This is a genomic window from Arthrobacter rhombi, assembly GCF_900163545.1.
Lineage (GTDB): Bacteria > Actinomycetota > Actinomycetes > Actinomycetales > Micrococcaceae > Arthrobacter_H > Arthrobacter_H rhombi_A.
Genome location: NZ_FUHW01000032.1, coordinates 23503 through 48971, shown reverse-complemented (window position 1 = coordinate 48971; position 25469 = coordinate 23503). Strand labels below are relative to the sequence as shown.

At 64.9% G+C, this 25469-nt stretch carries 27 protein-coding genes; 14 read left to right on the top strand and 13 right to left on the bottom strand.

Annotated features, from left to right (window positions below; all coding sequences use genetic code 11):
• Positions 1-48 precede the first annotated feature (48 nt).
• Positions 49-3198, bottom strand: a complete 3150-nt coding sequence (locus FM101_RS08745; RefSeq protein ID WP_086998436.1) for an AAA family ATPase — start codon at positions 3196-3198, stop codon at positions 49-51.
• On the bottom strand, positions 3195-4361 hold the full coding sequence (locus FM101_RS08740) for an exonuclease SbcCD subunit D (RefSeq protein WP_086998433.1): 1167 nt from the start codon (positions 4359-4361) through the stop codon (positions 3195-3197). The genes FM101_RS08745 and FM101_RS08740 overlap by 4 nt, the downstream gene beginning before the upstream one ends.
• A 161-nt stretch (positions 4362-4522) precedes the next feature.
• On the opposite strand from FM101_RS08740, the gene FM101_RS08735 reads away from it, so the two are divergent.
• The 5 genes from FM101_RS08735 (at position 4523) to FM101_RS08715 (ending at position 8876) form a co-directional block, all read left to right on the top strand.
• The gene (locus FM101_RS08735; RefSeq protein WP_086998429.1) at positions 4523-5062 is read left to right on the top strand and encodes a CBS domain-containing protein; all 540 of its coding nucleotides are present in this window, start codon (positions 4523-4525) and stop codon (positions 5060-5062) included.
• A 46-nt stretch (positions 5063-5108) separates the two neighbouring features.
• The gene (gene pdhA / locus FM101_RS08730; protein WP_218778273.1) at positions 5109-6170 is read left to right on the top strand and encodes a pyruvate dehydrogenase (acetyl-transferring) E1 component subunit alpha; all 1062 of its coding nucleotides are present in this window, start codon (positions 5109-5111) and stop codon (positions 6168-6170) included.
• 20 nt (positions 6171-6190) lie between these two features.
• Entirely contained in the window at positions 6191-7183 is a 993-nt protein-coding gene (locus tag FM101_RS08725) for an alpha-ketoacid dehydrogenase subunit beta (RefSeq protein ID WP_086998424.1), read from the top strand.
• 9 nt (positions 7184-7192) lie between these two features.
• The gene (locus FM101_RS08720) at positions 7193-8488 is read left to right on the top strand and encodes a pyruvate dehydrogenase complex dihydrolipoamide acetyltransferase (protein ID WP_179204280.1); all 1296 of its coding nucleotides are present in this window, start codon (positions 7193-7195) and stop codon (positions 8486-8488) included.
• Between the two features lie 190 nt (positions 8489-8678).
• Positions 8679-8876, top strand: coding sequence for a DUF4177 domain-containing protein (locus tag FM101_RS08715; RefSeq protein ID WP_086998421.1), 198 nt, complete (start codon positions 8679-8681; stop codon positions 8874-8876).
• A gap of 110 nt (positions 8877-8986) precedes the next feature.
• On the opposite strand, the gene FM101_RS08710 is transcribed toward FM101_RS08715, so the two are convergent.
• On the bottom strand, positions 8987-9883 hold the full coding sequence (locus FM101_RS08710; protein WP_086998418.1) for a DUF1295 domain-containing protein: 897 nt from the start codon (positions 9881-9883) through the stop codon (positions 8987-8989).
• Positions 9884-10027: 144 nt separating this feature from the next.
• On the opposite strand from FM101_RS08710, the gene FM101_RS08705 reads away from it, so the two are divergent.
• The 3 genes from FM101_RS08705 to FM101_RS08695 all read left to right on the top strand — a co-directional run bounded on the left by FM101_RS08705 (position 10028) and on the right by FM101_RS08695 (position 13314).
• Complete coding sequence (locus tag FM101_RS08705) at positions 10028-10483, top strand: MarR family winged helix-turn-helix transcriptional regulator (protein WP_086998729.1); 456 nt, start codon at positions 10028-10030, stop codon at positions 10481-10483.
• A 92-nt stretch (positions 10484-10575) separates the two neighbouring features.
• A complete protein-coding gene (locus tag FM101_RS08700) occupies positions 10576-12348 on the top strand; it encodes an AMP-dependent synthetase/ligase (protein ID WP_245806663.1) in 1773 nt (590 codons plus the stop codon).
• A 30-nt stretch (positions 12349-12378) separates the two neighbouring features.
• A complete protein-coding gene (locus tag FM101_RS08695) occupies positions 12379-13314 on the top strand; it encodes an ADP-ribosylglycohydrolase family protein (RefSeq protein WP_086998416.1) in 936 nt (311 codons plus the stop codon).
• On the opposite strand, the gene FM101_RS08690 is transcribed toward FM101_RS08695, so the two are convergent.
• On the bottom strand, positions 13315-14316 hold the full coding sequence (locus FM101_RS08690) for an exonuclease domain-containing protein (protein WP_086998413.1): 1002 nt from the start codon (positions 14314-14316) through the stop codon (positions 13315-13317).
• A gap of 104 nt (positions 14317-14420) precedes the next feature.
• Here FM101_RS08690 and FM101_RS08685 point away from each other — a divergent pair, with 104 nt between their 5' ends.
• Positions 14421-15113, top strand: a complete 693-nt coding sequence (locus FM101_RS08685; RefSeq protein WP_241895376.1) for a VTT domain-containing protein — start codon at positions 14421-14423, stop codon at positions 15111-15113.
• 89 nt (positions 15114-15202) lie between these two features.
• On the opposite strand, the gene rdgB is transcribed toward FM101_RS08685, so the two are convergent.
• From rdgB to clpS, 6 genes are all read right to left on the bottom strand, one after another.
• Positions 15203-15832, bottom strand: coding sequence for an RdgB/HAM1 family non-canonical purine NTP pyrophosphatase (gene rdgB / locus FM101_RS08680; RefSeq protein ID WP_086998410.1), 630 nt, complete (start codon positions 15830-15832; stop codon positions 15203-15205).
• Positions 15829-16581: a ribonuclease PH gene (gene rph, locus FM101_RS08675; protein ID WP_086998408.1), complete on the bottom strand. Its 753-nt coding sequence runs from the start codon at positions 16579-16581 to the stop codon at positions 15829-15831. The genes rdgB and rph overlap by 4 nt, the downstream gene beginning before the upstream one ends.
• 43 nt (positions 16582-16624) lie before the next feature.
• Positions 16625-17485, bottom strand: coding sequence for an MBL fold metallo-hydrolase (locus tag FM101_RS08670; RefSeq protein WP_086998406.1), 861 nt, complete (start codon positions 17483-17485; stop codon positions 16625-16627).
• Positions 17482-18444, bottom strand: a complete 963-nt coding sequence (murI, locus tag FM101_RS08665) for a glutamate racemase (protein WP_086998404.1) — start codon at positions 18442-18444, stop codon at positions 17482-17484. Before murI ends, FM101_RS08670 begins: the two co-directional genes overlap by 4 nt.
• 64 nt (positions 18445-18508) lie before the next feature.
• Positions 18509-19093, bottom strand: coding sequence for a DUF2017 domain-containing protein (locus FM101_RS08660; RefSeq protein WP_086998401.1), 585 nt, complete (start codon positions 19091-19093; stop codon positions 18509-18511).
• Between the two features lie 4 nt (positions 19094-19097).
• Positions 19098-19403: an ATP-dependent Clp protease adapter ClpS gene (gene clpS / locus FM101_RS08655; RefSeq protein WP_086998398.1), complete on the bottom strand. Its 306-nt coding sequence runs from the start codon at positions 19401-19403 to the stop codon at positions 19098-19100.
• A 102-nt stretch (positions 19404-19505) separates the two neighbouring features.
• On the opposite strand from clpS, the gene FM101_RS08650 reads away from it, so the two are divergent.
• From FM101_RS08650 to FM101_RS08630, 5 genes are all read left to right on the top strand, one after another.
• Positions 19506-20819 (top strand): nicotinate phosphoribosyltransferase, encoded by a 1314-nt coding sequence (locus tag FM101_RS08650; RefSeq protein ID WP_086998395.1) that lies wholly within the window; start codon positions 19506-19508, stop codon positions 20817-20819.
• A gap of 38 nt (positions 20820-20857) precedes the next feature.
• Positions 20858-21496: an isochorismatase family protein gene (locus FM101_RS08645; protein WP_086998393.1), complete on the top strand. Its 639-nt coding sequence runs from the start codon at positions 20858-20860 to the stop codon at positions 21494-21496.
• Positions 21497-21614: 118 nt separating this feature from the next.
• Complete coding sequence (locus FM101_RS08640; RefSeq protein WP_086998390.1) at positions 21615-22124, top strand: IS110 family transposase; 510 nt, start codon at positions 21615-21617, stop codon at positions 22122-22124.
• 119 nt (positions 22125-22243) lie between these two features.
• A complete protein-coding gene (locus FM101_RS08635) occupies positions 22244-23221 on the top strand; it encodes a hypothetical protein (RefSeq protein WP_086998387.1) in 978 nt (325 codons plus the stop codon).
• Positions 23218-23721: a GNAT family N-acetyltransferase gene (locus FM101_RS08630; RefSeq protein ID WP_086998385.1), complete on the top strand. Its 504-nt coding sequence runs from the start codon at positions 23218-23220 to the stop codon at positions 23719-23721. Before FM101_RS08635 ends, FM101_RS08630 begins: the two co-directional genes overlap by 4 nt.
• Before the next feature lie 34 nt (positions 23722-23755).
• Here FM101_RS08630 and FM101_RS08625 read toward each other — a convergent pair whose 3' ends face one another.
• From FM101_RS08625 to FM101_RS08615, 3 genes are read right to left on the bottom strand one after another with little or no spacing between them, the layout of a single operon-like run.
• Positions 23756-24163, bottom strand: coding sequence for an ASCH domain-containing protein (locus FM101_RS08625; RefSeq protein ID WP_086998382.1), 408 nt, complete (start codon positions 24161-24163; stop codon positions 23756-23758).
• Between the two features lie 34 nt (positions 24164-24197).
• A complete protein-coding gene (locus FM101_RS08620; RefSeq protein ID WP_086998379.1) occupies positions 24198-25181 on the bottom strand; it encodes an ArsA family ATPase in 984 nt (327 codons plus the stop codon).
• Entirely contained in the window at positions 25172-25465 is a 294-nt protein-coding gene (locus FM101_RS08615; RefSeq protein WP_218778272.1) for a cory-CC-star protein, read from the bottom strand. The genes FM101_RS08620 and FM101_RS08615 overlap by 10 nt, the downstream gene beginning before the upstream one ends.
• Positions 25466-25469 lie beyond the last annotated feature (4 nt).

The window sequence follows — 25469 nt, the reverse complement described above, 5'->3', positions numbered from 1 at the left end:
AAGGTGCGCCCGTCCCAGCCACCCGGAGCGCCCTACCCTTTGCGCTCCCTATTCTACCGTGTCGGCCAAAACCACTTCGGTGGTGGAACCCGTGCGTTCCTTACTGACCCTCAACTGGGCAGGGATACGTTGTTTCATCTCGGCGACGTGGCTCACGAGGCCGACGACCCGGCCACCGCGACGCAGCCCGTCGAGGGCATCCATCACCGTCTCCAGTGCCCCCTCGTCGAGGGAACCGAACCCTTCGTCAACGAAAAGGGTCTCGATGTCGATGCCTCCCGACTGCTGTTGGATGACATCGGCCAAACCCAGGGCCAACGCCAACGAGGCCATGAAGGACTCCCCACCGGAAAGCGTCTGGGTGTCGCGGCGCTGGCCGGTCCAGGCGTCGAGCACATGCAGTCCCAGACCGGATTTTGCGTTGCCCTTGGGGCTGTCGTCGTGGACCAGCGAATAGCGTTCGGCGCTCATGACCAGGAGGCGTTCGGTCGCGGCGGCCGCCACGGCTTCCAGCCGGGCAGCCAAAACGTAGGTGGACAAGGTCATCTTGAACCGGTTCTCCCCCAACCCCCGGGCGATATCGGCCATCGACTTCACCCGCGCATAGCGTTCCAGCACGGCGCCTTGGCTGGTCTCGAGTTCACGGAGGCGTTCGCTGCGCCGTCCGAAGCGTGAGGCATAGGAGCGCAGGACGGCGTCGCGTTCGAGCACCGTGTCACGTGCCGTGGCCGTTTCGGCGGCCGTGGCCTGGGCTTCGGCCAGTTCCTCCTGGCCAGGGACCGAGAACCCCTCTTCCACCTCGGTTTTGGCCCGGGCTACGGCTTCGGTTCCCGCCAGGGTGTCGATCCGTACGCCCTCGGCCGTGTGTTCGGCGATCTGGGCCTGTGCGCCGGCCCGTGCCTCCGGGTCCAGAAGTGCCGCGGCCCAGGCGGCGTCGTCGTGGAACCCGGCAGCATGGCGTTCGGTTTCCCAGGTAGCGGTGGCCGTGTCGGCGGCACGGCGGGCACTGTCGAGCGCACGGGCTGCCCGGGCTAGTTCCTCGAGCAGTCCCCTGGCACCCACCAGCAGTTCGTGGCGGGACCGTAAGGATCCTTCCTCGCCTCGCAGCCGTTTCAGCCGGGATTCGAGGGTGGTGATTCGTATGCCGAGCTGTTCGATACTTCCGGCCAAGACGGTCAGTGCCGTGGCTTCGGCGGTGTTGTTCGTGCGCAGGCGCTCAAACTTTTCGCTGGCCTCTTCAACCGCCGTTCGGGCGCGTTGGGCCTGCGCCGCGGACTCGGTAGCCTCCGCCAATGCTTGGTTGGCATCGGCGAGGGCTTGGTCGGCCTGTTCGGCGGTGGACTCCCCCGCCTGCCCCGCGGCCCGGGAGGCTGCCTCGCGGGCTGCATGGAGCCGGGAGGCCGCCTCGGTTTCGGCAGCATCGGCAGCGGCAGCCAGCTGACGGGCGCTCTCCTCGTCCTCTTCTTCGACGAGTTCACCGTCCGCTACCCTGGCCGGAGCCGGGTGCTCGGCCGAGCCACAGACCAGGCAGGCCTGCCCCGGAACCAGTTCCCGGGCCAAGGCCGCAGCCGCCTGGGCCAGCCGGGTCCGTCCCAGGTCCAGCAGCCGTTCACGGCCTGCCAGTTGTTCGTCCTTGGCCTGGGCCCACACAGTATGGGCTTGGGTTGCCGCGGTTTCGGCGGCCTGGCGGGCCGCGACGGCTGCCACCCGGTGCGCCGCGTCGTCCCGTGTGGCGGTGAGCGTCGGCAGCGTGCCGGCCGTCCCGGAGAGGGCTTCGGCTGCCTCCCGCAGTCGCGGCAGTGAGTCCCCGAGCGCCTCTTGTTCACGCAGTTTCTCGGCCTGTGCCGTCCTCCGCAGTTCAAGGTCAGCCTGGGATTTGTCCAGTTCAGTGTTGTGTTCGCTCAGTTCGCGCTCTTCGGGCAGGGCAGCCTCCAGCACGGCAGCGTCGCCGGTGATGCGCGAAGCGGCCTCGGCGGCGCGTTGCGACAGTTCTGCAGCTTCGGTCTCCGCCGGCCCAGCATCGGTTGCGGCGTCCGTTTCGGTGAGCACGCCCGGTTCCGCTGCCGCGGCCAGGTAGTCGGCGGCCAGCCCACGGCCTGCGGCCTCGCGGACGGATTCCAGCGCCTGGTCGGCGTCCTGGACAGCTTGTGTTGCCCGGCGTCGTGCCTTGTCGCTGGGCTGAAGAGCCGCTGCCTGCTCATCCAAGGACACTTTGGCGGCCACGGCAGCCATCCGCTCGCCGCTCTCGGCATGGGTGGCGCGCAGCCGGTCCAGTTCGGCCAACGCCCGGTGGCGTTCGGCGGCTGCAGCGAGTTCGCTGGCGGCGGTTCGGGCCTGCGTCGCGGCGGCATCTGCCGCCGTCCGTTCGGTGCTCGAACGTGCCGTGCTTTCCTGCAACCGTGTCTCCAGTAGCGTCAGCAGTTCCTTGCTGGAGAGCTCTTCCGGCGTCATGTCGGGCGCCGTACCCTCTTCGCTATCGACCGTATCGGCGGCAAACGGGGAGACTCCGTCGTCGTTGGAAAGGGATGCGGTGGCGTCTTCGATCAACTGGTCGACGGCTTCACTGCGGGCGCGTTCGGCCTCTTCGGCTGCCGTTCTAGCCGTCGCGAGTTCCTCGGCGAGCAGCGCTTCGACGCTGTCGTAGAGACCGGTGTCGAAGAGTTTCTTGAGGAGCTCTTCGCGTTCCTTGTCCTTGGCGCGGAGGAAGGCGGCGAAAGCGCCCTGGGGCAACATGGCGACGCGGGTGAATTCGTCCTTGCCCAAGCCGATGACCCCCCGTAATTCGGCGGAGACCTCGTCGTTGCGGGTGGAAATTTCCTTCCACTGGCCCTCCACGAGTTCGCGAAGCCGGCTCTGGGCCTGGGCCGTGGTGGTCTTCCCTGTCCCGCGTTTGGAAGGGCGCTGCCAGGCCGGTGATCGACGAACCTCGAAGCGGCGTCCGCCGGTACTGAATTCCAGGACGACCTCCGGCTCATCGGCTGGTCCCGCATGATCGCTGCGCAGCGATTTGGTGCCCTCCCGTGCCCCCGGGAGCCCGGCATACAGTGCGTAGCAAATCGCGTCGAGGATACTGGTTTTGCCGGCACCGGTTTCACCGTTGAGCAGGAATAAGCCAGCCGCGGAGAGTTCGTCGAAGTCGATATCCTGCCGCGCGGCGAACGGCCCGAATGCGGCGATCTGCAGGTGGTGGACTCTCATCGTTCCACCTTCCCGCTGGTGGCCTGCTGAAGGATCCGGCCCAGCAATTCGGCCTCCGCCTCCGAGGGCGGGCGCTGGCGGACATGGTCGATGAATCCGGTGCAGACCTCCAACGGGCTCTCCGCCGCAGCCAGCCGGTCGCGGTAGCTGCGGGTGACCTCTGCCGGGCGGCCCTCGGGTTCGAAGTTCAGGACCAGGGTGTTCGGGAAGCGGGTTCGCAGCCGTTCCATCGCCTGGGAGGGACGATCACGGTCCGTCAGCGTCACCTGGCACCAGGCTTCTTCGGCACCTGCCAGGCCCGGGTCGGCCAGAAGTTCCTCCAGGGGGCCCCGCAGAATGCGCAGCTGGGTGGCGGCGGGCCAGTCCACGGCGTCGATGGAGGTGATGCCTTCGGCGGTGACCTCCAGCAACCAGGCCCCCTTGCGGTGGTTTGCTTCGGAGAAGGAGTAGGCGATCGGTGAACCCGAATAGCGGACCGTTTCGGCGAGGCGTTGGCGGCCATGCAGGTGTCCCAAGGCGGCGTAGTCCAAGCCGTCGAACTCTTCGATCGGAACGATGTCCAGCCCGCCGATGCTCAATTCGCGTTCCGAATCACTCGAGAGGCCCGTGGCTGCAAAAACGTGGGCCATGACGATGGAGCGGATGGGCGTCCCGGTTCCTTCCCTCCGCGTAGCCAGATCGGCACGAACCCGGCCCATCGCCGCCCGGACCACCGGCTGATGTCCGGGGGCCTCAACGCCCAACTGCTCGGCGACCATCCGCGGTTCAAGGTAGGGCAACCCGTAGATGGCCAGGGTGAAATCCTCGCCCTCCACCAGGGCCGGGGTGTCGAGGTCCGCGAGGCGGGTGCGCAGGTGCAGTCCGGCGCGTTCGAGCAGGCGCGAGCCGAAGCCCAGTCGCAGGGCCGAATCGTGGTTGCCGCTGGTGGCCACGACGGTGGCCCCCGCATCGCGTAACCGCACAATGGCGTCGTCGAACACGGTGACCGCATCGACGGAGGGCAGGGCGCGATCGTAGACGTCCCCGGCGATCAGGACCACGTCAACCCGTTCGTCCTTCACCGTTGTGAGCAGGGCATCAACGAAACCACGTTGGGCGTCCAGGAGTCCGGCGCCGTGGAAGGACCGGCCCAGATGCCAGTCGGAGGTGTGCAGAATCCGCATGAACCTAGACTATCGAGCACCACCGACGGGTTGGACCATGAAGACCCGGGTGGTGGAGCCAGTCCCCCGAGGGGCGGCTCCAGCTGCGGGTTTCACCGCCCGCGATGGTCTTTGCCTCACCTTTGCTGGCCAGTCACGACGGGTGAGGGCACACTGGGGGTATGAGCGAACCTCAGGGCACCGGCGTTTCCCAGGATGCTTCCGAGCATCCCGACTCGGCCGGGACGCGAATTCCCACCACGGCCGCCGACATTATGAGCGCTCCCGTGTTCACGGTTTCCCGTGACACGCCCGTCGAAGAAATCGCGGCCCTGCTGGGTCGGCACCGAATCAGTGCTCTGCCCGTCGTGGAAGATCCCGGGCATGTGCTGGGGCTGGTCAGCGAATACGATGTGCTCGCCAAACCCGGGCGGACCGCCGCCGAGGTGATGAGCCCCGGGGTCATCAGCGTTTCCGTCGACACACCGATCTCCGATATCCGGGCCCTGCTGGTGGATCAGCGGCTGCGCCGTTTTCCCGTGCTGGACACCGGACGGCTGGCAGGAATCGTCAGCCGCCGCGACATCGTGGCCCTGCTGACCACCGAATGGGTGTGTGGAACCTGCGGCGAGCCGGCCCGTGGGATGGAAGCCCCCGAAACCTGCCCCACCTGCGGGGGATCCGGCAGCTTCAGACTTCAGGAACAGCCTCCCGGCCCCTAACCACAAAAGTGACGACGGCATGGAGGCAGGCCAGCAACGGAGGAACATGATGGTTGATCGGACGCAACAGCGCACCGCCGGGGAGGAAGACCCGCAGACGCTGATCGGGTATTACCGGCAGATGGCACTGATCCGCAGATTCGAGCTGACGGCCGACCAGATGTATAAGCGGGCGAAGATCGGCGGGTACTGCCACCTCAACCTGGGTGAGGAAGCCAGCGTGGTGGGCCTGATGACCGCGCTCCAACCCCGTGACTACCTGTTTACCAACTATCGCGACCACGGTTATGCCCTGGCGCGCGGAATGAGTACCGGCGCGGTGATGGCCGAGCTGTTCGGCAAAAGCACCGGGGTTTCCAAGGGCCGCGGCGGTTCCATGCACATGTTCGACACCGAAACCCGCATGCTGGGCGGTTACGGCATTGTGGGTGGACAGCTTCCTCCCGCCACCGGGGCCGCCTTGGCGTTGACCTATCGCAGCGCACCGGGCCCGGACGCCGAAGTCGTCATGTGCCAGATGGGCGATGGAACCACCAATATCGGTGCCTTCCACGAATCGTTGAACCTGGCCTCCGTCTGGAACCTGCCGATCGTCTACGTGATCATCAACAACGGATTGGGCATGGCCACCACGGTCGATGCCGCCGCCGGTGAACCCGAACTATATAAACGCGGCTGCTCCTACCGCATCCCCGGTGAACGGGTGGACGGCAATGACGTGGTCGCCGTCAGGGATGCGGCCAACAGGGCCCTGGAGCGGGCCCGCCACGAACGCCAACCGTTCCTGTTGGAGCTGATGAGTTCACGATTGCGTGGTCACTCGGTGGTCGACCCAGCACAATACCGCTCCCGCGAGGATGTCGAGGAAGCCCAGGCAGCTGACCCGGTTCCCGCCTTCCGCCAGCAGCTGGTGGCCTCGGGGGTGCTGGAGGAATCCGTGGCACGACAAATCGACAACGAAGCCCGCGAAGAGGTCGAGGCAGCGGTGGCCTTCGCCGATGCCAGCCCCGATCCAACCCCCGATCAGCTCTTCGATTACGCCTATGCCACCCCCGTCGCCAATGCACCGGACACCCTGCCCGGACAACCAGTGATCGGCATGCCATGACCGGCGAAGAAGGAGTCCAGATGACCGTCACCACCTACCGGCAGGCCCTGAACGACGCCTTGCGTTCCGAGTTGACCCGCGACGAGAACGTCCTGCTGATCGGCGAGGAGATCGGACTTTTCGAGGGTTCCTATAAGATCACCGCCGGGCTCTTGACCGAGTTTGGTCCCCGCCGCGTTCTGGACACCCCCATTGCCGAAGAGGGGTTCGTGGGCGCCGCCGTCGGTGCCGCGATGCTCGGAATGCGTCCGGTGGTGGAGATCATGACCTTGAACTTCTCCCTGATAGCCATCGACCAGATCGTGAACCACGCGGCGAAGATCCACGGCATGTTCGGCGGCCAGAGCGCCGTCCCCCTGGTGATTCGGATGCCCGGCGGTGGTGGCCAACAGTTGGCCGCCACCCACTCCCAAAACCTGGAGGTCTGGTACGCGCATATCCCCGGGCTCAAGGTCGTGGCTCCTTCCACACCCGCGGACGCCAAGGCCCTGCTGGTCGCATCGATCCGCGATAACGACCCGGTGATCTTCCTGGAGAACTTGGCGCTCTACAACACTCGCGGTGAGGTTCCCGACGGGGACAACGTCGCCGAAATCGGCAAGGCTGCCATCGCCAAAGCGGGCAGCGACCTCACCGTCATCACCTACTCCCGGGCCACCACCGTGGCTCTCGAGGTGGCCCGGCAGCTGGAGGAGGAAGGCATTTCGCTCGAAGTGGTGGATCTGCGCAGCCTGCGCCCCCTGGACCGGGAAACCGTCTGTGCCTCGGTGCGCAAGACCAGCCGGGCCGTCGTGCTCGAGGACGACTGCCTCAGTTATGGCATCGGCGCCGAAATCTCGGCAACCCTCATGGAGGGGGCCTTCGACTACCTCGACGCCCCGGTGAGACGGGTGGCGGCGGCCGAAATCCCGCTTCCCTACGCGAAGCCCCTGGAAAGTGCCGCACTGCCGACCGCGAAGGACCTGATCCGGGTCGTCCGCGAACTTCTCGCCGCCACCAGCTTCACAGGATAGGAGACCGCGATGCCCGAGGTGAACATGCCCCGACTGTCCGACACCATGCAAGAAGGTGTCCTCAGCCGTTGGGTCAAAAAAGTGGGCGATACGGTGCGTGAAGGCGACGTGATCGCCGAAATCGACACCGATAAGGCCACCATGGATCTCGAGGCCTTCGACGAGGGCATTTTGGAGAAACTCCTCGTCGAAGAGGGGACGATGGTGCCCATCGGGGAACCTGTCGCCTTCATCGGTACCGGTGCCGCTGGCGACAGCGGTGGCGGAACCACCGGCGCACAGGCCGCCGCGTCCTCAAGCAGCCCGACCCCCACGGAACCCAGCCCGGCCTCCGAGCACGTTCCTGCCGCACCGCCGGCGCAGCCCCGCACGCCGGCGGGCCCGACGGACCGGCAGTCCCCTGCCGGTTCCAACAGCGGGCGTCTTCTTGCCTCCCCGCTGGCCCGCCGTGTTGCCGAACAACACGGCATCGACCCGGCGGAAATCACGGGAACCGGCCCGGGTGGGCGCATTGTCAGGGCGGACGTCGAGGCTGCGGTCGCCGCCCAGGCCTCCGCTGCCCCCCATCAGCGGCAGCCAGCGGACTCCACGCCGGTGAGTGCAACCGGCACGCAGCCGTCTGAATCGGTGGAGGTTCCCCTGACGATGATGCGCAAGGTGATGGCCCAACGGCTCACCGAAAGCGCCAGCGCCCCACACTTCCACCTGACTCACGTGGTGGCCATGGATCGACTCATGACCCTGCGCGCGGAGATCAATGAACGCTTCGCCGATTCAGGAGTCAAGATCAGCGTGACCGACCTGCTGGTCAAGGCGTGCGCACTCACCTTGGAGGACCACCCGCAGGTCAACGCCTCCTGGGCCGGGGATAAGATTCTGCAGCACCCCCGCGCACATATCGGGGTGGCGGTGGCCCTGGATGACGGGCTGATCGTTCCCGTGATCCGCGACGCAGCGACCAAGGGCCTGGAGGTGATTTCCACCGAAACCCGTGCGCTGGCGAAGAAGGCCAGGGACGGCAAGCTGACCCCCGCGGAATTCAGTGGCGGGACCTTCTCGATCAGCAACCTGGGCATGTTCGGGGTCGACAATTTCACCGCGGTGATCAACCCTCCCGAGGCATCGATCCTGGCGGTGGGTGCCACCACCGAGGAGCCCTACGTGCAGGACGGCCAGCTCTCCACCCGCCAGATCATGAAGATCACGCTCACCTCAGATCACCGGGTCTTGGACGGAGCCGTCTCGGCGGCCTTCCTCCGAGATCTCAAACGCACCCTCGAAGAACCGTTACGCATCATCATCTGACCGGCCCACCGGCCAGCGGTTCTCCCCGCACCAGATGAGCTCTGGACTTTGGCACGGGGAAGTTGGTTAATGGGTTAAGAGCCGTCGCCCTGCAGAACACGGTTCTCGTGGTGGACCCACACGTTCGACGTGTTCTCCACGACGCCGGGGCGTCAGCGGGCTCCGTCACTCGCCACGAGGAGGACCGGCCATGCATGAATATAAAGTCATCACCGACAAGATCAAGGACTACCCCGACTTCAAACCCTCGGATCTTGAAGCCAGTCTCAACGAGCATGCCCTGTCCGGGTGGAAGGTCGTCACCTGTTTCACGGACTCCACGGTGTGGCACGAAACCACGGTGACCACCATTCTGGAACGCCAAAGCAACTACACCACCAAGTCCTAGGGTGGTGTCAGGTCACCCGACGGTCCTCTGGACTAGTCGGGTGACTCAGACACCGCAAGACCCCGAACGACGCCGCAAATTTTCCTGCCCGGTCGAGGCGATTCCGCGGATCAGGGCCTTGGGCACCTTGGAGTCGGCCACCAGATTTTAGGAATCAAGACTGGGGTCCTGGCCTTATAGGCCTCGTAGTCAGCTTGGCCACCCCATTTGGCATCGGATTTCTTTTCCAACAGCGGGACCCCGCTGACTTTGGTCAGGAGCAGAATGACAAGGACCGGGGAGATCAAGGCCACCAGCTGCCACCCTTGAAGCACGGGGAAAGCGACGATGGCGACGCCGATCCACAGCAAGATCTCACCGAAGTAGTTGGGGTGACGCGAGGTGGACCACAAACCGGTGGAAATGAATCCACCCTTTTTCGATGGGTTGCCGTTGAACCGTGATTTCTGCTGATCGGCCACCACTTCCAGACCGAATCCGAGCATCCACACCAGGACGCCAACGAGTGCGAACCCGTCCACGGCAACTCTATTTTCGGAGGTCATGGCAACCCACGCCGCCGCCGCGGTGAAGGTGACCCACAGCCCCTGGAGCGTCCACGTGCTCAAGAACCTGACGAAGGAGGGCTTGATCTCATCAAAACGATCATCCTTGCCAGCCCGGCTAATGCGACGGAACAAGAAGAGTCCGAGCCTCAGCGTCCAGATGAGAACCATGATGGCCAAGATCAGCGAACGCGCGTCGATATCTGGAAGGGCCAGGAGAATCATGACCGTAATGGTGACATAGCTCAACATGCCGGAGAGGTCGTAGTACTTTTCCGTCTGGGCCAGAAAAGCAGGAATAATGGCTATCCACTGAATCACGATGGCCATGCCCACGGCCAGGGCAAAGACGGGGATTACTCCCAGAGTGACACCGCCACTGCTGCCAGCAGCAGCAAGCAAGGCTGCGATGATCAACACGATGGGCAACGTGATCAGCGCCTTGCGCTCAGATTTATTCACTGGACGGTTCCTCTCTGACATGCGGAGCTTGCGCGGAGACGGTTTCCCCGGAGACTATGCTGCATATAAAATTTCATTCAATCTTTTGATGATCAAAGAATATTGACTATACTCGAAGCTTGCCCTTAAGGAATGGAAGTCGTCATGTTGTCTTATCCTTCCGTCGCCACGACCTTGCAGGAAATGTTGATCCTGGCCCGCGAGAGCGAGAGGGAAGTGGCTCTGGGATTGGGCCTGAATCTCAACGATTTTCGTGCGCTTTCGGTGCTGACCCAATCAGGACCGATGACTTCGGGAGATCTCGCACGGGAGCTGGGTTCCACCGCGGCTACCACTACGGCCATCACCAACCGTCTGGAGCTCAATGGTTACCTCACCCGTAACCGCGGCGCGGCAGATAGGCGACACGTCATGTTGACGGCGACCAACGAGGCCTTCCACGAAATCCGGAACCTGACCCATCCACTGGCGACCGCCATCTACGAACAGCTCCGGGCCCTCCCCGTTGAGCACGGCACCATCGTCAGCAATTTTCTTGACGCTACCCAGGACCTGATGCGTCACCACCTGCAAACACTGTCGAATGGGAACACCCCGTGAAAGAGTTCACCACGCCATCCTTGGTGGTTCCGGCCGTCTATCGAAACGCGACAGAGCTTTTGATGCAGCGGCTCAGGAGTTCGCCCCACCACATGGCTTTCGAAGTTCGTTCCGGCGGCTCGGCGATCGCCGATCCCTGGGTCCCAGTGAGCACCAGCGCGTTCGTCGGGCAGGTGCAAGCTCTGGCCAAGGGCTTCATGGCCGCGGGCCTCCAGCCCGGTGGATCCATCGCCATCATCTCACCCACCCGCTATGAATGGGCCCTGGCGGACATGGCCGCCTGGTTCGCTGGCGCTGTTGTCGTGCCGCTCTACGAAACCGCCGCACTCAACCAGATCTCGGCTATCGTCACCGACGCTGACGTGCGCTTCGGTGTTGCCGGTACGACAGAACACGCCCGCCTGCTTAAACAGGGATTCGAGCAAGCCGGTGTCCTCGACGGGCGCATCTGGACGATGGACCGCCAGACGGAGTCATCCCTGGACGACCTGGTGCAGATCGGCGAACACCTGACCGACGAGGCCTTGGAGGAACGACGGCTACTGGCCACACTGGATTCGGTGGCAACCATCGTCTACACATCGGGAACCACGGCTGATCCGAAGGGCGCGCTCATCACCCATGGAAACTTCGTCAACCAGGTACTGAATGTGGCCGGATCCTACTCCGAGGTGGTCAAGGAATCCGGAAACACGGTGATCTTCCTCCCGATGGCCCACGTACTGGCTCGCGGGCTACAACTGATCTGCCTGGCCAACGGCATGCGCATTGCCCACTTGGACGATACGCGTGAGGTGGTACCGGCTTTGGGCGCACTGAAACCCACCTTCTTGGTGGTGGTCCCGCGTGTTCTGCAAAAAATACAGACATCCGCTGCGGCAGCCGCAGAAGCAAAACATCTCGGCCCCCTCTGGAAGGTGGCACAGGAAACCGCTGTGCAGTGGGGCCGGCTGGCAGAGCGTCGCGCTACACATCCGGCAGCACGAGCCGGGCTCGGGCTCCGGATCAAACACGCGATCTTTGATGGATTGTTCTATGCCCGCATCAGAAAACTCGTCGGTGGGCGCCTGGACTATCTCCTTTCCGGCGCCGCCGCGCTGGACGCTGAACTCTCGCTGTTCTTCCGCGGTCTGGGATTGCCCGTCATCGAAGGATACGGACTCACCGAAACCACGGCTCCGCTGACCGGTAACCTTCCAGGAGCCATCAAGGCAGGCTCCGTGGGAGTGCCCATGCCGGGAACCACCGTCCGCATCTCGGATCAGGGTGAGGTCTTGGCTCGCGGGGCCGGAGTATTTTCCGGATACAACAGGCCCGCGGATAACACCAATGCCTTCATCGATGGCTTCTTCCGGACCGGTGACCTCGGCGAACTCGATGACCTCGGGCAGCTGACCCTCAAGGGGCGCATCAAGGATGTCCTCGTCACAGCAGGCGGCAAAACCGTTTCCCCCACCATCTGGGAAGGCTACGTCGAAAACGATCCCCTCATCGCCCATGCCGTGATGGTGGGAGAAGGCCGCCCGTTTCTCGGCGGCCTGTTGCTCCTTGACTTCGAAGCCGTCGTCGATTGGGCACATCAACACGGGTTCGCCCGTCTGGCGGGCCTTCGAATCCCCGAGGCCGGCGGGGCGGTATCCATCGAGGACCACGGACTTCTCGAAGCGCTCAATCAGACGGTCAGCAGCGCGAATTCGAAAGTGTCCCGTCCCGAGCAGGTACGCAAGTTCCTCCCGCTACTGACCGATCTGAGCGAAGCAAGCGGAATCATGACTCCCACCCTGAAGCTCAAGCGAGGGATCTTCACCCAACGTTCGCTTTCGTTCGTTGAGAAGATCTATGCGCACTCACCGGAGCCAGGCTAGATTTCCCGGGCCATCTCCTAGACTGTTCGAGTGACTCAGACACCGCAAAACCTCGAACCACGCCCCGAATTTTCCGACAGGGTCCTCGCCGTCCTGCGGGCCACCGCGGCCGGCGCCGCCGCAGCTCGAGCCGGCCAGGCCCCAGGTGAGACGGAGACGCTGCAGCTCTTCCTGTTCGATGGGCTCCTGGAAGCCGTTGAATGGGCCAACGACGGGGTGGCCTCCGATGAAGCTGCCTGCCTGTGGTTGGCCGGACTGCGCTGGAACCGCGCGGTCACCGGCTCCTTCCCCGACGGTGCCCCGGAACCGCTCCCCCGGTGGATCGACGCAGCTTTCTCGGCCACCGACGAGCTCGCTGCCCCCTCCCTGGCTCCTGCCGATCCGCAAAACCGCAGGGCCCTGGCCGACCCGGATATGGCCAGCACCGGCAGACCGGCCCACCCCACGGCGGATGGTCCGGGGGTCTTGCCGCGGGCAGCGGTCATGGCCCTGTTGCCGCGCGTCGATGAGGGAACGACGGCACGGCTCGCCTCCGACGCCGCCGCCCTGACCCACGGCGCCCCCGGAGCACACCGGGCTGCCTCCTATGCCGCCCGTGCGGTGCGCGCCGGCCTGGACCTCGGAGCCCAGGCCCCGCAGCGGTGGAAGGAAATACTGCAGGAGACAGCTGATGACGACGGTGCCGCCTGCGCCGCCTTACGCGCAGCACTGCAGGCGGCCATCGATGAACTAGCGACCCGGCAGGCAGCTACCGATGAGACCGGGGATGCCTCCGCCGTCGTACGGCGTCTGGGGACGACGCCGGATCCCGATACGGCAGGATACGCTGCGGCATTGGTCGCCTCGGCCACCGGGTATCGCCAGGCAGCCGAACTACCGACCAGCACCGTGGATTCGGTGATCTCCCAGATGCACCACCGGTGGGTTGAGGCCGTGCTCGGCACTGCCCCCGATCAGGCCGGCTGATCAGGGAAGCCGGAACCCGCCGACGAGCTGCAGGAATTCGCCCTCCGAGAGCAGCGAGACCTCCCGTCCTGCCTCGCGCAGCCGCAGGACATGTTTGACCTTGGAGGTCAGACGCGTGGTGTGCAGGTCACCGGGAACGAAGCCGTCACCGACGATCAGGACCGTGGTGGCCCGGGTGACCCGGCTGGCACAGGTGGCCCCGTTCTCGGCCGCCCGGTTCTTGGCTTCCTGCCGGGTGATGCCCAGGTTGCCTGAAAAGACCACCGTTTCCCCATAGAGCGGGTTGGACGGGTCGGCCTCGGGATTCGGAGGCGGGTCCTCCCCCTCGGAGGGCCAGCCTCCGGCCCAGGTCGGTTGGGCGGGGACCAGCATTCCTGCTGCCAGCCGTTCCTGGGCCGATACCGTGGCCTTGGACAGTCCGTCCCCGGGCGCGTAGGCCGCTGCATGGCCCATCGCCACGCGTACCGCCGTCGCGGCGTTGGACACCGAATCGACGACATGACGGTGCCCGATGTCGATCATGATGGAGGCGCAGGCCCGCGCGTCCGCCAGGGCATCGTGATGGTTCTCCATCGGGGATCCCGCTGCTTCGGCTACGAAGGGCAGCGAATAGGACTGCAGCGAATACGTTTTGCGCGCCAATTTCACCGTGCAGGCGAAATCGTAGGCGGGACCCGCCAGCTCGGAGACCTCCAGTGCGGAGCGGATGACGCCGAGGTCGAAGGCCGCATTATGGGCCACGACAGTATCCGAGCCGATGAAGGAGGCCAGTTCCCCGAAGACCTCGCCAAAGCGGGGCGCGGTGGCCACCATTTCGGCGGTGATCCCGTGGATCTGCACGTTGCGCGGGTCGAAATGGTCGAATCCCTCGGGTGGGCGCATCAGCCAATAGGCCTCATCGACGATCCCCCCGTCGCGGACGCGGGTGACGCCAACGGAGCAGGCCGACCCGCGAAATCCATTGGCTGTCTCGAAATCGATCGCCGTAAAGTCCAAAGCCACCCCACTACCTTAGCGGGGCCCGGCTGGGAGTCTGCCCACACTTTGGTCCGGCGGACCGTTTCGGAGCAGCCGGCGGCCCGGCCGCCGGTAAGCTGGGGCACGTGATGATTGACGCCCTGAGCCCGGCCCTGGACGCCGCAGTGACCCTCCAGCCTCAGATGGCCGGCTTGCTGCCGGACTTCCTGAACCCCGATGTCTTCCTGCGTGACCCGCGGTTGGCCCCCTGGATCGTGCTGCTGGTCTGCGGCATCGTCTTCGCAGAAACCGGCCTGCTGGTTGGTTTTTTCCTGCCCGGTGACTCCATGCTCTTCACCGCCGGCCTCCTCGTCGCCACCGGGGCCATCGACGTGAACCTGTGGGTCTTCGCCGGCTGCGTGTTCCTCGCCGCCTTCGCCGGGGACCAGACCGGCTATCTCATTGGTCATAAGGCGGGGCCAGCGGTCTTCAATAAACCCGATTCCCGTTTCTTCCGGAAAGAATATGTGGACAAGGCCCACGAATTCTTCGAACGCTTCGGCGGCCGTGCGGTCATCCTGGCCCGCTTCGTGCCGATCGTGCGGACCTTCGTTCCCGTGATCGCCGGTGTCGCGAAGATGCACTACCGCACCTTCATCGCCTTCAACCTCGTCGGGGCACTGCTCTGGGGGGTCGGGGTGACCCTGCTGGGCCACTGGCTCGGGCAATACGCCTGGGTCGGAAACAACATCGACATCATCTTCGTGGCCATTGTGCTGCTCTCGGTGGTCCCGATCGCCGTGGAACTGATCAAGGCACGCCGGAAACCAGCCCAGAAGTAGTTCACCGCAAGAATCCCCCTGATCCGAGGTGAATCAGGGGGATTCCTTTTTCTGACGGGGTGCCTCCACCCGGGAGACGAGTCGCCGGCTCAGCCGGCCTGCAGCACCTCGACCAGGTGGGGCATCAGGGCCCTGAAGGCCTGCCCGCGGTGGCTGATGGCGTTCTTCTCGCCACTATCCAGCTCGGCGCAGCTCCGGTCCTGACCGACGGGTTGCAGGATCGGGTCGTAGCCGAAGCCTCCCTCCCCGCGGGGCACTTCCAAGACGGTGCCCTCCAAGCGGCCCAGTTCCACCGTTTCGCTCCCGTCGGGCAAGGCCAGGGCGGCGGCGCAGATAAAGGCGCCACCGCGGTGCTCGGCGGGAACATCCGAGAGCTGGGCCAGCAAAAGCGCCAGATTCGCTGCATCGTCACCATGGCTTCCCGACCAGCGGGCCGAGAAGATGCCGGGCGCCCCACCCAGGACGTCCACCGACAGACCCGAATCATCGGCGATGGCCGGCAACCCGGTGGCCTCGGCAACCGCGTGGGCCTTGAGCAGGGCGTTGGCCTCGAAGGTCACCCCGGTTTCACGGACATCCGGGGCGTCCACGGCACCGGCATCGACCACCTGGGTGTCCACATCGAGTCCGGGGACCTGCCCGCGCAGCAACTCACGGAGTTCACGCAGCTTGCCCTGGTTATGGGTGGCCAGGACCAGCCGGGGGGACGGCGCCGTCACTGCTCGAGGGTTTCGCGCTGGATGACGGCCAGCTCGGCGGTCCCCGACAGGGCCAGGTCGAGCAGGGCGTCGAGTTCATCACGTTTGAACGGCGCGCCTTCGGCGGTGCCCTGAACCTCCACAAAGTCGCCGGAGCCGGTGACCACGACATTCATATCGGTTTCGGCTCGCACGTCTTCCTCATAGGGAAGGTCGAGCATCGGGGTGCCATCGATGATGCCCACGGAAATCGCCGACACACTGTCGGTGAGCACATTGGCCTTGGCGGCGATGAGCTTCTGGCCGCGGGCCCAGGTGATGGCGTCGGCCAGGGCAACGTAGGCTCCGGTGATCGCCGCGGTGCGGGTTCCACCGTCGGCCTGGAGCACGTCGCAGTCCAACACGATCGTGTTCTCGCCCAGGGCCTTGGTGTCGATGACCGAACGCAGCGAACGGCCGATCAGCCGAGAAATCTCATGGGTGCGCCCACCGATCTTGCCCTTGACCGATTCACGGCCGTTGCGGGTGTTCGTCGCCCGGGGCAGCATCGCGTATTCGCCGGTGACCCAACCAGTGCCTTCGCCCTTGAGCCAGCGCGGGACGCCCGAGGTAAAGGAGGCGGTGCACAGCACCTTGGTGTTGCCGAACTCGATCAGGGCCGAACCTTCGGCTTGGAGGGACCAGCCGCGGGTGATGGTGACCTTCCGCAGATCGGCGGTTCCGCGCCCGTCGGCGCGCTGGATGGTGGAAGTATTGGAGCCTGTAGTCATGGTCCCCAGTCTAATGGTGCCGACCGGGGCCCGTGTCAGGGGTTCAGGGGCGGAAGGGGTCCCGCGGGGCGGGCCTGTCCTTCGGTTCCCCGAGCCGGTCCCCCGACCAGACCCCATAGGTGACCCCGGAAACGGCAATGGCCAAACCCCCGTCGTACGTGGTCTTGGCCTCGTCGACGACGGTGTTCACATCGGTCCACACCGGGATATGGGTGAGCAGGAGGCGTTTGGCCCCGGCGGCAGTCGCCATTTCTCCGGCCCGTTTGCCGGTGAGGTGTACCCCGTCGATCCCGTCGTCCCGCCCTTCTTCGAAGGCCGCCTCACAGAGGAACATATCCGCATCATGGGCTGCCTCCACCAGGCCGTCGCAGGAGTCGGTATCCCCGGAATAAGCCAGCACCGAGGTCCGGGTCGTCCCGTCCTGCAGCGGTTCGGTCGCCTCGACACGGATGGCATAGGCTTCCTCGACCGGGTGGCGGACCGGAACCGCCGAGACGGTGAAGGGGCCGAGCTTGACCTCTTGGCGGGGCACCCAGTGGTTGAAGTCGAAGTCCTCGTGCATGCCCGGGTCCAGTTCCAGGCCATAGGCGGTGGCCATCCGGTCGGCGGTGGCCTCGGGCCCCCAGACGGTGATCCGATCCCGGTTCCAGCCGTTCGGGTTCCAATGCACTGCCACATGGAGTCCACAAATATCCATACAGTGATCGGGGTGCAGATGGGACAGGAAGATCGCGTCAATATCTTCCAAATCCATATAGCGCTGCAGCACGCCCAAGGCGCCGCTGCCCAAATCCAGCAGGATCCGCCAGGTGCGTTCGCCGTCGAACGCGGTGACCAGATAGCAGGAGGCCGGGGAGCCCGGGCCGGGGAAGGAGCCGCTGCAGCCGATGATGGTCATTTTCATGGCTGCTCCCCCACGGTGAGTCGTTCGGGTAAGACGCCGGCGTCGACCGCATGCACTTGCGGGATCTCCCCGGTGGGGTGGACGGTTCCGCCATGGCTCATATGCTGCACGGATTGGACTTCGGGGCCCAGGAACCTGCGGGCCAGCACCTCGAAGTAGCCGGAGTCGCCGGTGGACATGAAGTCATGTGCCCCGTTCTGGCCGGCTTCGCTGGAGAGCCCGTGGCGCATCAGGGCTGCGTAGACATCCTTGGCGGTTTCTTCGGCACTGGAAACCAGGGTGACGCTGTCGCCCATCACGTAGGAGATCACACCGGTCAGCAGCGGATAGTGGGTGCAGCCCAACACCAGGGTGTCCACGCCGGCATCCTTCAGGGGGGCCAAATACTGTTCGGCGGTGCGCAGGAGTTCGGAGCCTGCGGTGACCCCGCTTTCAACGAATTCCACGAAACGTGGGCAGGCCGCTGCGGTGATCTCCAGTTGCGGGGCCGCGGCGAAGGCGTCTTCGTAGGCACGGGATCCGATGGTTGCTTCGGTGCCGATGACGCCGATGCGGCCATTGCGGGTCGCGGCGACGGCGCGGCGGACCGCGGGCTGGATGACCTCGACCACGGGGATCCCGTAGCGGGCCGTATAGCGTTCGCGGGCGTCACGCAGCACTGCCGCCGAGGCGGAGTTGCACGCAATGACCAGCAGTTTCACCCCGGCGTCGACCAGTTCGTCCATGACGCCTAGGGCGTTGGCCCGCACCTGGGCGATGGGCAGCGGCCCGTAGGGGCTGTTGGCCGTATCCCCGACGTAGAGCGTGGATTCATGGGGCAGCTGGTCGATGATGGCGCGGGACACGGTCAGGCCACCGACGCCGGAGTCAAAGATCCCCAACGGTGCGGAGCGGTCACGGGCCGTCCGGCGATCCTGCGAGGCATCGCCGGGGGGCTGCGCGGAGGCGTGGCTGTTCATGATCTACCGACCATACTGCCTGCGTCGGCGACGTGGGAGTAATAAAACGCTGATGTAGCCCACGTCACAAAGAACCGAGCAGTGCCTGCATCAACGTTTCCTGCAGCCAGGTGACGAAGTTATAGACCAGAGCCAGATACTCGTCCACGTCGTCGACCTTGGCGGCGTCGTTCACCGAGGAGATCCGTTCGGCGTCCTCCTCAGAGCGCAGATCCAGCCGTTCGGCCAGCACCAGGCGAACATCGTTCAGGGCCTGGGCGAACTGGTTGGCCGCCGCAGCATCAAAAACCAGGGTGCCCGATTCCATCGCCAACGCGGCGGCTTTCAGCGCGCCGACCTTCCGTTCACGCAGCGCCGTCTCGGTCAGCCGCCGGTATTCCAGCGAGGCGTCCTGGTCCCCTTGCACCGCATCGGGCAATAACCGCAGCTCGGCGGGGTCCGTGGGGGCTGCGAAATCTGCGGCATGGGTGCGTGGATCCATCCCCACCATCGCCCACAGCGGATCGGGTTCCTGCCCGGGAGTAGCCCCATCGTCCGCTGGAGCCAAGAGGGTGGCGACGTCTTCGAACAGACCCCTCAGCAGCTCGCGTTCGGTGGAATCCAGCCGGGCAGTGAAGCCGCGGGGCGTGGACTTGAAGGCACGAGCCACCGGTTCAGCCCTGGTCCGCGCGTTGGAAGGTCGCCCACAGCCCGTAGCCGTGCATCGCCGCAACGTCGGCTTCGATTTGTTCCAGAGCGCCGGTGGAGACGACCGAGCGCCCCTGCTGGTGGACTTCGAGCATCAGTTGATCGGCTGTGGCCTCGGAGTATCCAAAGTGGCTGCGGAACACATAGCTGACGTAACTCATCAGGTTCACGGGGTCGTTCCAAACCAGCAGGACGTACGGGGTATCGAGTTCCTGCTGCTCGGACGTCTCACTGCGTGGCAGGACGTCGGTGGGTGCGGTCAAGACAGGCATACCCTCTATTCTACGACGTCAGGGCCGCGGCAGCCGATAGAGTGTGGGTGGGATCGCGGCAGCGCGGTCCTGAATCGAACGATCCGAGGAGTCCTCCGACCGATGTGGCAGCAGCCGACCTCGCTCTTCACCGACCACTATGAGCTCACGATGCTCCAGGCGTCCCTGCACTCGGGGGCCGCGCACCGTCGCTCCGTGTTCGAGGCCTTCGCCCGCCGGCTCCCCGAAGGCCGCCGCTATGGCGTGGTCGCCGGCACCGGACGCATCCTCGAGGGGCTGGAACATTTTAGGTTCGGTACCGAACAACTAGATTTCCTGGCAGATCGCGGGGTCGTCGATGACACGACGCTGCAATATCTCAGCGATTTCCGATTCAGCGGAGATATCTATGGGTATGCCGAGGGCGACCTCTACTTCCCCAACTCCCCCCTGCTGACCGTCGAGTCGACTTTTGCCGAGGCTTGCGTCCTGGAGACCTACATCCTCTCGGTCCTCAACCATGATTCGGCGATCGCCTCGGCCGCCTCCCGCATGATGGCCGCCGCCGGGGACCGCCCGTGCATTGAAATGGGTTCACGCCGAACCCAGGAGCATTCGGCGGTCGCCGCGGCCCGCGCCGCGGTGATCGCCGGCTTCCACAGCACCTCCAACCTGGAGGCCGGGCTGCACTACGGGGTCCCCACCGTGGGCACCGCAGCCCATTCCTTCACCCTGCTGCACGATTCCGAGCGCGCTGCCTTCGAGGCCCAGGTCGCTTCCATGGGGGCCGGGACCTCACTCCTGGTGGACACCTACGACGTCGAACAGGGGGTCAGGACCGCAGTGGAGGTGGCAGGGCCCGAACTCGGTACCGTCCGACTGGACTCCGGCGATCTGGTCGAACAGGCCCGCTGGGTGCGCCGCCTGCTCGACGATCTCGGCAACCACAACACCCGCATCATGGTCACCTCGGATCTGGACGAATACGCCATCGCCGCCCTGGCTTCGGCCCCCGTGGACGCCTACGGGGTCGGCACGGCCTTGGTCACCGGGTCCGGGGCCCCCACGGCCTCGATGGTCTACAAGCTGGTGTCACGACAGAACGACGACGGCGATTTCGTCGCTGTGGCCAAGGCAGCCAAGAACAAGGTCAGCGTCGGCGGACGCAAATACGCGCTACGCCGGCTCAACGAACGTGGCCGGGCCACCGCCGAGGTGGTGGGCATCGGCGAGCCGCCGGTTTCCGACGGGAACGACCGCGAACTGCTGGTGCCGCTGGTGACCGATGGAGTGGTCGCCGCGGAATATACCGGCGCCGAAGGCCTGCGGCGTGCCACCCAACGTCATCGCGACAGCGTCAAGGAAATGCCAGGACTTTCCAAACGCCTGCAGCGCGGTGAACCAGTGATCCCCACCGAATTCGTGGATCATCTATAGGTACCCGACCACCGGGTGCCCAAGAAGGAGAGCAAGAGATGGAAACGGCCCTGATCATCGTCGACGTGCAGAACGACTTCTGTGAAGGTGGTTCGCTCGGGGTGACCGGAGGTGGCGCCACCGCTGCCGCCATTACCTCCTACCTCAGTGATAACGGCTGGAAGTATGCTGCCGTCCTGGCCACCCAGGACTGGCATATCGATCCGGGGACCCACTTTTCCTTTGAGCCGGACTATATCGACTCCTGGCCCGTGCACTGCGTGGCCGGCACCCACGGGGCCGAACTCCATGCCGGGCTCGCCCCGATCCTGAAGGCCGGCGCCTTGACCGCCACGTTCCGCAAGGGACGTTATGAGGCCGCCTATTCCGGTTTCGAATCCACGCTGGTGGACCCCAACGATCCGGCGGCGACCTCCGAGGAAGCCGACGTCGAATCCCTGGAGAGCACCCCTGGCGAATCACTCGGGGAATGGCTGAGCTCGCGACACATCCACAAGGTGGACATCGTGGGTATTGCCACCGACTTCTGTGTGCGGGAAACCGCCCTGGACGCGGTCCGGGCCCGGTTCGACACCACCGTGTTGGCCCGTCTGACAGCCGCCGTCCACCAGGTCACGGTGCCCACCGTGCTCGGTGAGCTGGCCCGTGCCGGCGTCACGATCGACCGGGACGCCTGATATAAGTCGTAGGTCTTCCCCAAACACCTCCGGGGGTGCCAGAAGGGATATCTCAGATCCCTCATCGAGGATCAGGCGTTGACGCGCCGGTCCTTCTGGCTGCCCCCGGAGGTGGGGCATGTCATTCCATCATGCAATACAGACCGTTGTCGTGGCTGTGGACGTCGGCAATAACACCCTGGCTCTCTCGGCCACCGACTCTGAACATCAGGTTCTGCTGGATCCATTCGACGCCGCAATGACCCGAACGGGTCTGAACGCTGCGCTGGAGAAGATCCGGCTCGTCCTGCCACCGGATATCCCGGCCCTGGTCGGGATCGAAGCCGCAGGGCACTACCACCGTCCGCTGATGTCCTCGGTGTCTTGGCCCCTGGGGTGGGACCTTCTCCAGCTGAATCCGGCCCACGTGGCCGAACAACGCCGGATCCAGGGCCGGCGCCGGGTGAAGACAGACGCGATCGATCTCGAAGCAATCACCGAACTGGTCCTGGCCGGCCGGGGCCAACCAATGACCGAACGCTCCGTGGTCATCGGATCCATCACCGCGCTGGCCGCGCACCGGTATCGCCGCATCGAGGCCCGGAACCCGCGAGGTGGAAAGCGATCTCGGCTCCGTCGATCTTCATGAACTCCATGACCCAGACGGTATTGGACTTCCCCGTCTCCGCCAACGCCCGGAGGACCTCTGGGCGATAACATCGACCAGCCCGACGCATCCTCAGCGTAGCGACGCATTAGACTCGCCGAATGCTCTCTGCTGAAATCCTTGAAGCCGCCACGGCCTGGACCTCACCGCGCATCGTGGAATGGTCTCCGCCCCTCCAGCGCAACCTCAGCGAATGGCTTGAACCCAGTATCGCCCTGGTGGGTGACGCAGCATGGGGAGCACGGATCCGCGATCTGGTCCAGTTGCCCATTGACGATCCGCTCGAATGGGCCAATCGCCGCATCACCCTTCCCGGCGGAGACTGGGCGATCGCCGGCATCCGCTTCAGGGACCGCGACATCAGCAAGCCGTTCGTCGACATCATCGCCACCTCGCTCGCCCCGGAACCATCGCAGTTGGCAGTACTCACCGACGTGCTTCCGCACTTTGCCGGCTTCTCGCCGCTCTGCCTTCGAATCCACTGCCCCGATCCCGAGCAGACCCGCTCCGAGTTGGCACGGTCCGGCGCCTATGGCGGACACGCGACCACTGACTTGCTCGTTGTCGCCGGACTGTTGGAAACCCTTAAACGGCGCGCAATGCCGAGCACCTCCGAGAGCGTCGATCTTCGCCCCGGCGATCCTGAAGCAGTGGCCGACCGTGTGGCCGCGATGTACGACGAGCTGGAACATTCGCGCCCCGGTATCAGGTCCTGGGCGCGCCCGGCCGACGTCGACGTTCTTTCCAGCGCAGCCGAAGAAAATCTGCTGTTCGAGGTGTGTTTCGATTCCGAGCCGATCGGTGTCGTCGCCGCTGCTCGCGAGGACGCCTACGGCATGTCGGGGTACAGCGTCCAGGAGCTGTGCATCGACGCGGAACACCGGGGGCGGCAACTGGGCAGCGCGGTGCTGCTCCAGCTCTGCGGCCGGTTGCCGATCACCTCGGTCGGCGACGTGCTCTGGGGCCACATCCACCCCGAAAACAAGCCGTCTCTGCGCAACTCCATCTCCATGGGCCGACAGGTCGTCGGCGGACATCTTTGGCTGACCCCTGCCGGCTACCCCGGGATGCCGGCATGAGCCTCGAACCGAAAGTGGAACCTTCGCCTCCTGCCCCGGTGATCCACCGTGCAACCGACGACGACATCGGCTCACTCGTGGGGCTTCGGGCAGCCATGTTCGCAACCATGGGCCACGAGGCCGATCCGGAAGCTCCTTGGCTCGACGAAGCGTGGAGATGGTTCTCCGAACATCTGGGCGTGGATGCCTGTGCGTACATCGTCTATTCCTCGGGAACGGCCGTGGCGGCCGCCCTTGGCTATGTCCACACCACGCCACCGTCGCCTGCAAGCTGCGCAACGGTGACCGGGCATCTCTCCAATGTCGTCACCCTCGAGAGCCACCGCCGCCGCGGATACGCTCGAGCCTGCGTCCAGGAGCTCCTCGACTGGTTCCGCCACGAAACATCGGCGGCCAGGGTCGATCTGGCAGCCAGCGAGGAGGGTCTGGCCCTCTACGAATCCCTGGGGTGGGTGCGCCGGCAGCAACCGACCCTGCGTTTATCCCTCCACCGCGACTGAGCCCGCACCTCGACTCGACAGAGGTCCGCGAACGTCAGGGAACGACGGCAAACCGCTCCAGGACGACCAGGGTGTCGTCGTCGGGCTCGAATTCCGCTCCGAGCTCCGCTCGAATTTCGGCTGAGGTCCAGAAATCCATGTGCCCGGCCCGCCACTGGGCCACCGAGGTATCGCCTTCTCCCTCCGCCAAGGCATGGTCCAGGGGGACATCTGCCAGCCGCACGACGTCGACGCCCGTCGTCTGCAGCGCGAAAAGCCTTTCTCCGTCGGAGCCGACGACACAGCCAGTGTCGCCGACAGCCGGCAACGCCTCATTCCCGACCTCGTATTGGCGCAGCAAGGTGCTGGTTGAGGTTTTGGCGCCCGTTTCGATGGCAGCAATCAGGCTGTCACGTAGCGGCCCCGGGAAGGCAAATTCAATGATCGGCAGTTTGTCATTCATCTCCACAGCTAACCAGAACCCCACGTCATCTACGCTATTCGACGACCCCTCCGGCCCCGGCCAACAGCGATGCGAGCTCCTCCAAGGCTTCCTCGCCCGTCAGATCCCGGGCCAGCAATGGCAGTTCGGTCATCGGTACCGTAGCGAGTTTCTGGCGGAGCACCTGCAGTGAAGTCTCCTCAAGTTCCCTGCGCTCCGTTAGGAAGGAACCGGCATCCGCGGGTGATCTGCGGTTGACCACCAGGGAAGCCACATCGATTCCTAAATCACGTAATTGCCTCACAATGTCCAGGGACTCTGCCACGGGCATTTTCTCGGCCAGACTCACGATCACGAAACCGGTGGCGGTCTCGTCGGTGATCGTTTCTCGCATGCGGGCGAATCGGTCACGGCGGGCAATCAGGTTCCGCCTCAGTTCCGAGTCTGCTTCCGCCTGAGGGTCTTCACCGCCGACGATTCCGCGGGCGGCGGCGGCGAATCGCTCGGATCTGGAGCGACTGGCGAGCAAGGATTCCGTCCACCCCGTCAACTTCTCCGGCAGGGTCAGCAGGTGCAGGGTATGCCCCGAGGGTGCCGTGTCGAAAAGGACCAGGTCATAGGCGGCGGCACCGTGATCGATCAGCTCGGCGATCCGCTCCAGGACTGCCGATTCGTGGCTGCCCGGCGCAGTCTTCGCGAGGTCGAGATGCTGTTGCGCGGAGCGGTGCAGCTGCTCGGGAAGAAGTTTCATCATCGTCGCGCTCACCGATGTGAAGTGACGCTCGATGGTGGCCTGCGGGTCGATTTCGACGGCATCGACATACCCGGCCGGTGCCGTAAACACCCGGGCAGCGGTATCCGAGAGCTGCAGGTCCCAGATATGTCCTAGGTTATGTGCCGGATCTGTGGAGACCAGCAGTACCCGTCCACCGCTGCGGGCACGGGCCAGCGCCAAGGCCGACGCCACGGAGGTCTTACCGACACCACCCTTGCCCCCGACGAAGAGTACTTTGCGTTCAGTAGCGAGTTTCAGCAACATCCAATATGGTCCAATGGCGATCGTGGGATCCCGACGCGGCGGTGCCAGGCATGGAAATTTTCCCACACGGCGGGCATGAGTTCGGCGGTGTAATAGGCGGCCGGGTCGGGTACCCCAAGGGCTTCACCCAAGACGGCGATCATGAACAGATCGTCCTCTTGTTGCTGCTCCCGTTTGAACATCTGGCGGTACGGTCCCACATAGAACTCGTACATCCCTTCCCGGAGAGCCGACCAGCGCCGGAAGAATCTCCCCCGGCGCCGGTTGGTCGATGCTGGTTCCATCGGG